The sequence below is a fragment of the Staphylococcus pasteuri genome (genome assembly GCF_003970495.1).
Taxonomy (GTDB): Bacteria; Bacillota; Bacilli; order Staphylococcales; family Staphylococcaceae; genus Staphylococcus; species Staphylococcus pasteuri.
Window position 1 is genome coordinate 59,865 of the sequence record NZ_RXWW01000078.1, and the last position, 8,247, is coordinate 68,111.

At 29.4% G+C, this 8,247-nt stretch carries 7 protein-coding genes; 2 read left to right on the forward strand and 5 right to left on the reverse strand.

The window, feature by feature from the left end:
- Window positions 1-201 precede the first annotated feature (201 nt).
- On the reverse strand, window positions 202-2,364 hold the full coding sequence (locus tag CD121_RS10805; protein ID WP_126568261.1) for a bifunctional glycosyltransferase/CDP-glycerol:glycerophosphate glycerophosphotransferase: 2,163 nt from the start codon (window positions 2,362-2,364) through the stop codon (window positions 202-204).
- 152 nt (window positions 2,365-2,516) lie between these two features.
- Window positions 2,517-3,032 (reverse strand): GNAT family N-acetyltransferase, encoded by a 516-nt coding sequence (locus CD121_RS10810; protein ID WP_181299901.1) that lies wholly within the window; start codon window positions 3,030-3,032, stop codon window positions 2,517-2,519.
- 238 nt (window positions 3,033-3,270) lie between these two features.
- Between CD121_RS10810 and tatA the strand changes: the two genes are divergently transcribed.
- Window positions 3,271-3,489, forward strand: coding sequence for a twin-arginine translocase TatA/TatE family subunit (gene tatA, locus CD121_RS10815; RefSeq protein ID WP_017636815.1), 219 nt, complete (start codon window positions 3,271-3,273; stop codon window positions 3,487-3,489).
- Complete coding sequence (gene tatC / locus CD121_RS10820) at window positions 3,473-4,207, forward strand: twin-arginine translocase subunit TatC (protein WP_017636816.1); 735 nt, start codon at window positions 3,473-3,475, stop codon at window positions 4,205-4,207. Before tatA ends, tatC begins: the two co-directional genes overlap by 17 nt.
- A 29-nt stretch (window positions 4,208-4,236) precedes the next feature.
- Here the strand turns inward: tatC and CD121_RS10825 are convergent, their stop codons facing one another.
- From CD121_RS10825 to efeO, 3 genes are read right to left on the reverse strand one after another with little or no spacing between them, the layout of a single operon-like run.
- Window positions 4,237-5,946 carry an FTR1 family protein gene (locus CD121_RS10825; protein ID WP_126568264.1) on the reverse strand — a complete coding sequence of 570 codons (1,710 nt, stop codon included), beginning with the start codon at window positions 5,944-5,946 and terminating at the stop codon, window positions 4,237-4,239.
- Window positions 5,927-7,153, reverse strand: coding sequence for an iron uptake transporter deferrochelatase/peroxidase subunit (efeB, locus tag CD121_RS10830; protein WP_126568267.1), 1,227 nt, complete (start codon window positions 7,151-7,153; stop codon window positions 5,927-5,929). The genes CD121_RS10825 and efeB overlap by 20 nt, the downstream gene beginning before the upstream one ends.
- Complete coding sequence (gene efeO / locus CD121_RS10835; RefSeq protein WP_029055778.1) at window positions 7,150-8,004, reverse strand: iron uptake system protein EfeO; 855 nt, start codon at window positions 8,002-8,004, stop codon at window positions 7,150-7,152. Before efeO ends, efeB begins: the two co-directional genes overlap by 4 nt.
- Window positions 8,005-8,247 lie beyond the last annotated feature (243 nt).

Below are 8,247 nucleotides of genomic sequence, written 5' to 3' on the forward strand. Positions count from 1 at the left end.
ATATTTTTTATTTCCAAAACATCTTCTCACCCTTTTTGTATTTATCTCTCTTTTTAAATATATGAACACACCAATGTCTTGGTCTACAATTAAGCATGTATTTTTCATAAAAAGAAACGAATATAAAAAGGGTATAATATTTAATTACTCATAAATATTATACCCTAAATTTATTAATTTTTCGTGTTATTTTATTAAAGTTTATTCTTCAATATTTTTATGAATTAATTCACCAATATATTGTGATGCTTTACCATCATCTACTGAACAGAATCGATTATAAAAGGCATCAATTTTATCTTGATAATCATGTTGAACTTTATCTAAGTCTTTAAGTTGTTTAGCTAATCCGTATGGTTCAGTAAAAATAGGACCTGGTAAATCTTTTTTATAATCCATATAGAATCCACGTAAACCTTTATCATACTTGTCTATATCATATGCAAAGAAGAATTGTGGACGTTTTAAAATGCCGTAATCAAACATTACTGATGAGTAATCTGTGATTAGACAATCACTGACTAAGAATAATTCTGAAACATCATTATAATTTGATACATCGATAGCAAAGTTTTCAAATCCAGTTAAATCGATAGCATTTGAAATTAAATAATGCATACGTAATAAAATGACATAGTCTTCTCCTAATTCGTTGTATAGGTTGTCTAAGTCGATTTTTAATTCAAATAGATACTTACCTTTACTTACGAATTCATCATCTCTCCAAGTAGGTGCATACATGATGACTTTTTTATCTTCTGGAATGTTTAAATTCTTTTTGATTTCATTTTTAAATTCTTCGTCGTCTGCTCTATTTACTAAAACATCATTTCTAGGATATCCAATTTCTAAAATTCTTGGTTCATCCATCCAGAACGCACTTTTGAATATTTCTGATGAATATCTATTAGGTGAGATTAAATAATCCCATCTTGACGTTTCACGGTTGAAATTACGTTTATATTTTGGTGTTGTGGTACCTGGCATACGAACTACTTTCATATCATTTGCTAAACGTTTTAATGGTGTACCATGCCATGTTTGGATGTATGTTTGATTTTCTTTTTTATTTAAATATAAAGGCAATCTTGCATTTGAAACCCAGTGACTAGCTTCTGAATAAGCTTGATAAAATGCTTCTGAATTACGCTTAACCACTTCAGCGTCACCTGGGATAACATGGTTATTTGGGTTTTTAAATGACCATACATAACGATAATTTGGATAATATTTTTGCATATATTCATAAATATATTTTGGACTATCACTATAATTTTTACCACCGAATGATTCAAACACAATCGTTTTAGGTTTTACGTTTTCTTGTTTATCTGTTAATTCATAAACTGAACGATTTTTATTTTTATTACGTAAGACAATATTTTTCACATGTCTTAATGTTTTTCTGAACTGGTTAACTTGGAACGCTTTGTCAGTGTCATCATTAATCAGAAGAATCGTCTCAATTTTATTAATAAGATGTTGATGTTTGATTAAATTAACGTTTAAATAACGTGCTAATTCAACTAATGTTTCTTTGTGTGCAGCATATCTTTTCTTAATATCATGATGTGTTGGATCAAAATCTCTTGCAATTTGTTGTTCCAACTTGTCAATAATGAATGTTTTTGTTTCTTTAATTGTGACACGATTCATAGCATCGTAGAACATTTTGACATAATCTTCGAATAAAATATCAAAGTCTTGTTCACTCAATGTTGTACCTTCGAATGGGTCATATACTTCTCCTCGATAGTAGAAGGAGAAATTGGTAATTCTCATGAATTTATTTACATATTTAGAGTATTCGATGACGAAAGACCAATCCGTATATACACTCAAATATTCGTTGAATTCCAATTGATGTGCTTTTACAATTGCTGTTCTAAAAATAATATTACAAGCTGTTTGCTTTCTTAAAAATGAATTTATATTACTTTTACCAACATAATAATTAACTTTTACTCTATCTAAATCAACAAATTGTGGCTTTTTAAGCGTAAACGAATGTATAGGAGCTATTAAACCATCAGTGAAATTAAATTTTTCCAAATAAAAAGTAATGGCATAAGATGCAAGTTCATCATCTGCATCTAAAAACATGAAATAAGGTGTTTCTACTTCTTTCATTGCAACATTACGAGCATGTGCATGTCCTTGATTCTCTTCTAATTTAATGTAATTGATTTTCTTATCATAATCTTTAAGTGACTCGTTCATTAATCTCTCAGTTTGATCGGTAGAACCATCGTTTACAATGATAACCTCAAAGTCCTGAGTACGTTGTTGCTTAATACTTTCTATACAATTTTGGATATATTCCTCTGAATTGTAATAAGTGACAATAATCGTCAATGAATGCATCTAATACGTCCTTTCCAACGATAAATCTTTTATTTATAACAATATATTTTAAACATAATTTAAAAAATTAACGTCATCATTATATCTGAATTTGAACTAAGATGCGAATATTTCAATACTTTTAATTGATTATAAAAGTCAATTATTTGAAATTATAATTCTTTTTCCATAATAATATCTCTATCAACAACATCACCTGTATAGAATTCATGTTGACCAGTCTGAACAAATCCTCTTGATTTATAAAATTGAATTGCATTTGGATTATGTTCCCACACACCAAGCCATATTTTAGATTTTCCAAATGATTTGGCTTTTTCTACAGCTAAATTAATCAATTCTTTACCTCTTCCTCCACCTTGATGAGTTTGATAGAAGTAAATACGTTGTACTTCTAGGTAATCTTCTCCATGAGGTTCAGTTTGTGCGTTATCAATATTAAATTTCGTATATCCAACAATTTCATTATTTTCTTTAAAAAAGTAATGGAAAGATTCGGGATTGTTTAATTCTGTTTTTAACTTTTCAATATTATATGCGTCCTCAAAAAACTTTTGTAAATTTTCTTCAGTATAATATGGTTTAAATGTTTCATAAAATGTATCAATAGCTATTTTTTGAAGTGCTTTAACATCTTCAATATTAATTTCTTCAATTTGTCTCATTATATGATAATCCCCCTTTAGTAATGCAATTTAACAATACTCTATATTATTTTTCAGAATATTTCATTTATTATATATTATAAACTAGAATAATTGAAGACGATTAAACTATTTTGAGTGAAATGCATTTAATATAACTACGACGATTAAATTACTACAAAAACCAAATTATTTATTGATAATCTTTATCAATAAGTATAAAGTTATAATTAATCAAGTACTATTATAAAGGATGATAAAAATGGAAAACATGTTTGTATTAGGAATCGCTGGACCAACAAGCCTTGTCATTATAAGTATTATTGCATTAATTATTTTTGGACCAACTAAATTACCTCAATTTGGTCGTGCTATTGGATCTACGTTAAAAGAATTTAAATCAGCTGCTGAAAATATAGATGAAGATTCTACAGAAACTCCCAGTAAATCTTCAAAATCACAACGTGAACAATCAAAATAGTGCTACTTTACTAGAGCACTTCACTGAATTAAGACAACGCTTAGTACGCGTACTCATATCATTTATTGTCGCAACTATTATCATTTATATATCGTCTCATTGGTGGATTAAACCTTTTTTACATTATATAAAGCGTTCAGATGTAACATTGCATACATTTTCTTTTACTGAAACGATTCAAATTTATATTATGATTATCTTTTCAGTAGCTGTATGTATCATCGCACCCATCATCTTCTACCAACTTTGGGCATTTATTGCACCAGGTTTACACCACTATGAACGCAAATTTATATATAAATATAGTATTTTTTGCGCTGGATTATTTTTAATTGGTGTTGTATTTGCCTTCTTTATTGGGTTTCCGCTTATTATTAATTTTTCAATTAATTTATCGGATGCTCTTAGTATTGAACCTATTATCGGTTTAAAGGCATACTTAGGTGAATTAATACGATGGTTACTTGTCTTTGGATTTTTATTCCAAATACCCGTGTTATTTATGGGATTAGCTCATTTTGGTTTGATAGATCCTCATCAATTAGGAAAATATCGTAAATATATTTACTTTGCTTGTTTTGTTGTAGCAAGTATTATAGCACCACCAGATTTAGTTCTTAATTTACTATTAACGTTACCTTTAATCATCTTATTTGAATTTAGTATGTTAATTGCTAAAATCACTTACAAAAGGCAAAAAATCTCGAATGAAGTCTAGTTATTATAACTTCACTCGAGATTCTTTTTTTATTTTTTACGTCTTTTTAAGACAAATGCAAGTATAAGTATGATTAAAATCACTTGTGCAATAATTGTTTCTACACTTGGATAAAAACCAATCCAACTAATTGTTGGTAAGCCTTCAATACTATGTTGGGACATATAACCTAGTAATTGTAATTTTTGAATACTTACACCTAACATTTTAAATGTCATAACAAATATTAATATGGATAATACTCTGAAAATAAAGCGTACTGGGATTAATTTAACAATAAATCTAAATGCAAAAGCAAAGATAACTAGTATTACTATTGCTAGTGCTATACCTAGAATAAAATCTTTTGTAGTGATACTACCTATCATACCCATATAGAATATGATAACTTCAACGCCTTCTCTTAATACTGAGATAAGACCAATAGTACCGAGAAGTATTAAGTTTCCATTGCTCATTGCACTGTTATACATATTTTGAATCATTTCATTCCAACGTTGTGCATTAGATCGACGATGCATCCAAATACCTACAATGTACATTAAGACAACAGCAACAATGCCGAGCACCGCTTCCATACCTTCTCTGACAACGCCATTATTACCTATTGTATAAATAAAGGCAATACCTAGACCAATACTTAAAGCAAACCCTAATAATCCACCACCAATAACACTTGATGTACCTTTAACATCATTAACTTTACGTGTCATTGTTGTTAACGTCATGATAATTAATAAGACTTCTAGACCTTCTCTTAAGAAAATAATCATTACATCAACAAAAGAATATTCACCTTGACCAACTGTATCTTTAATTTCTGTATTCATTTCTTGTAGACCTTTTTTCACACGATCTTTATTTGAATCATCTAAAATACTTTGGTAATAAGGAATTTTGTCTTCTATTTTAGTGTATAAGCTACTATTTTTAGTTTGAATTTTACCCTCAACGTAAGGCCATATTTTAACAAATCTTGATAATGACGCATCTGCTTTATCTAAATCATTATCATTGATTCCAGCGATAGCTTTATCTAATTCATCATTAAGTTGAGTTACTTTGTATTTATCTGAATCTGTATCAGATTGCTTTTGATCAACAGTATCAATACTATCTTTAAATGTAGACCATGTAGATTTAACTTTATCCACATCTAAAGGTTCTTTTTGCACTGCAACTCGTAATTGCATTAAGTTCACTTCGATTTGGCCATATTTCCCGTCATCATAATTACGAATAACGGTTTCATTACTTGTCCAAATTGTATTCAGTTGATTGTTAAGCGATTGTAACTCTGTTTGATTTTTATCTTTGATTGCTTTTTTCATTGGTGCATCTTTTGCATCAACTGCTTGCTTTAACTCTTTGATTTTTCCTGAAGCATCTTTTGAAGATTGTTTATCTTCATAAGCAATAAGCGCCTTTGTTAACTCAGAAAGTTTATCAGCTTTAGTTTCATCTGATGAAGCATTTTCAACTTCCTTCAACTTACTGTTAACTTTCTTGCCTTCTTTACTATTTTTTATTTTTAAAGATTTGATTTCTTTTTTTACTTCTTTTAGTGCTTTAGATTTATCTGATGCACTTTTATCTTTATCTTCTATTGTTGATTTTGCATCTGTAATAGCAACATATGTTTCGCTCATTGAAGAAGTTTCGGCATAAGCAGGCGCAAACTTAAAGATAGTTAACCCAAGAATGATAATAGTAACAATCTTAATTAAATAGCGATTCACCTAGGTAGCCTCCCTTTTGTACACCTGGTAATACAATAAATGTTGCAGTTCCTCTATGTGTAATATATTCATTCAATTTGTCTTGATGTCCTAGATGATTTTGAATATCAATGAATTGTTGTGGAGACTTTTGGAAACAAATAAATAGTAGACCTGTTTCTAAGTTTCCTGTTTTCTCATTTGTTCCTGCCGTATAGTTATATGCACGTCTTTTTATTGACGTTTTAGCCTCTTTCGCTAAACGCGCATGTGCATCTTTAGGAATAACATATTCCCCTGTACTATCTTTAGCTTTAAGATCCATTTCATCAAATTCTTTTTTACCTGTTAACGGTGCACCAGAAGCTCTTTTTCTACCAAATGTAGCTTCTTGTTCTTCTAGTGCTGTACGATCCCACGTTTCAATATGAATTTGAATTCTACGTATAATGCAATATGTACCATTTTTAGCCCAACCATCATCAATATATACATAATCCTTATATTCATTTGTTTTGCGTGGATTGACTGTACCATCTTTAAATGCCATTAAGTTTCTAGGTGTTTCTTTTCCTTTGACTGATACAAAACCATTTTGAGACCATTTCACTTTGATTAAAACTCTAAATGGACGAATTAAATTATGCACAGCATGAAACGTTACCTGCTCATCATTTGAACAAGCTTGAATCATGATATCCCCATCACTATAGTCATCTGTAATTTGGTCATTTGGGAAATGTGGTAAATCTTTATAATCTTTTCTAATTTTATTAGAAAGACCTAATTTTTTTAAAAATGATTTACTTACGCCAAAAGTGATTGTTAATTTACTAGCACCTAATCCAATAGCTTCACCTGTATCAACAGGTGGCAATAATGGATTTTTACTATCTTTTTCTACTGTATCGCCATCTGTCATATTGGCAGCCATCTTAGTCCATTCTTTAAACATATCCTTGATTGCACTTTTATCTTTAGATTTCAGTTCTAAGGATACGAAATTACAAGTTTTCTGTGTTGGTGTAGTAACACCCGCTTGTACTTTACCATAAAACTCGTAAGCATCTTTTTCTTCATCTTCTGGAGTGTCAAACATTGATTTAAATGAAAACACACTTCCTGCACCACTAGCACCTATAACGACACCAGCGCCACCTATACCCATCATTTTTAAAAATGATCGTCTAGTTACAGATGATGACTTTTGATTGTCTAGTTTACTCATTCAGTAACCACGGCCATTTTACTTAGCGGTTCTCCTAATGAATTCACAGCATCTGAAAGTGCTTTTCTATCTTTCTTAGTTACATCATTATATGATTTATAACCATCGCCATCTTTATATTTATCTAGTAATTCATTTACTTTATCAAAGTTCTTTTGAATATCTGCACTTAATTTTTTATCTTTTTTCTCTAAAGTTGGTTTGAATAACTCATAGATTTTTTGTGCTCCTTCAATATTAGCTTTGAAGTCATATAAGTCTGTGTGTGAATAAATTTCTTCTTCACCAGTAATTTTAGAAGTAGATACTTCGTTTAATAAATCTACTGAACCTTGTAGCATTAATTTAGGTGTAATGTCTAAAGTATCTGCTTTAGCGTGTAATTCTTTGGCATCTTTAAGTAATTGTTTCGCATCTTTTTTAGTTGTATCATCAATTTTGTTGTCTTGGTAAAGTTGCTTTTCAATTTTATGATAACCAGTCCATTCGTCTTCTTTCTTTTCTTCTTTCATATCTGCTAAACGAGCATCAATTTTAGGATCTAAATCACCAAAAGCTTCTGCAACTGGTTCAGAACGTTCATAATACATACGTACTTTAGGATATAATTCTTTAGCTTTATCCATATCATTGTTATCAATAGCATCTACAAATTGTTGTGTTCCTTTTAAGAACTCGTCTAATTGTTTGTCTGTGTATTTTTCATATTTTTTAGTAGCCTCTTTTAATTCGGCTTTATTCCCACTATCATTATTGCTCTTATTAGAACTATCTTTACTACTATCTCCGTTATTTCCACACGCTGCTAAAAGTAATGACGACGTTAATAAAATCATTGGTAATTTTTTCATTATTACACCCCTACATAAATTTTTATTATTAAAAACAACTAGTCGCAATTGATAATCATTATCAAAATAATTATATGTTTCTCCTTTAATTGTGTCAATAACAATTCTTTTCAAAATTTATGAAACACTTTTTTTAACAATTTTATTTCTAAAAATTTATGACAATTCGCCACAATTTATATTAAAATAGTCGTGGCTAATTTTTGTCATTTTAAATTAAGGAAAGTTTTTATCATTTTAATA

Bases quoted from the DNA above. Each gene is read 5' to 3' on its own strand.
- efeO (WP_029055778.1), bottom strand. From the start codon at position 8,004: ATGAAAAAATTACCAATGATTTTATTAACGTCGTCATTACTTTTAGCA.
- tatA (WP_017636815.1), top strand. From the start codon at position 3,271: ATGGAAAACATGTTTGTATTAGGAATCGCTGGACCAACAAGCCTTGTC.
- efeB (WP_126568267.1), bottom strand. From the start codon at position 7,153: ATGAGTAAACTAGACAATCAAAAGTCATCATCTGTAACTAGACGATCA.
- CD121_RS10805 (WP_126568261.1), bottom strand. From the start codon at position 2,364: ATGCATTCATTGACGATTATTGTCACTTATTACAATTCAGAGGAATAT.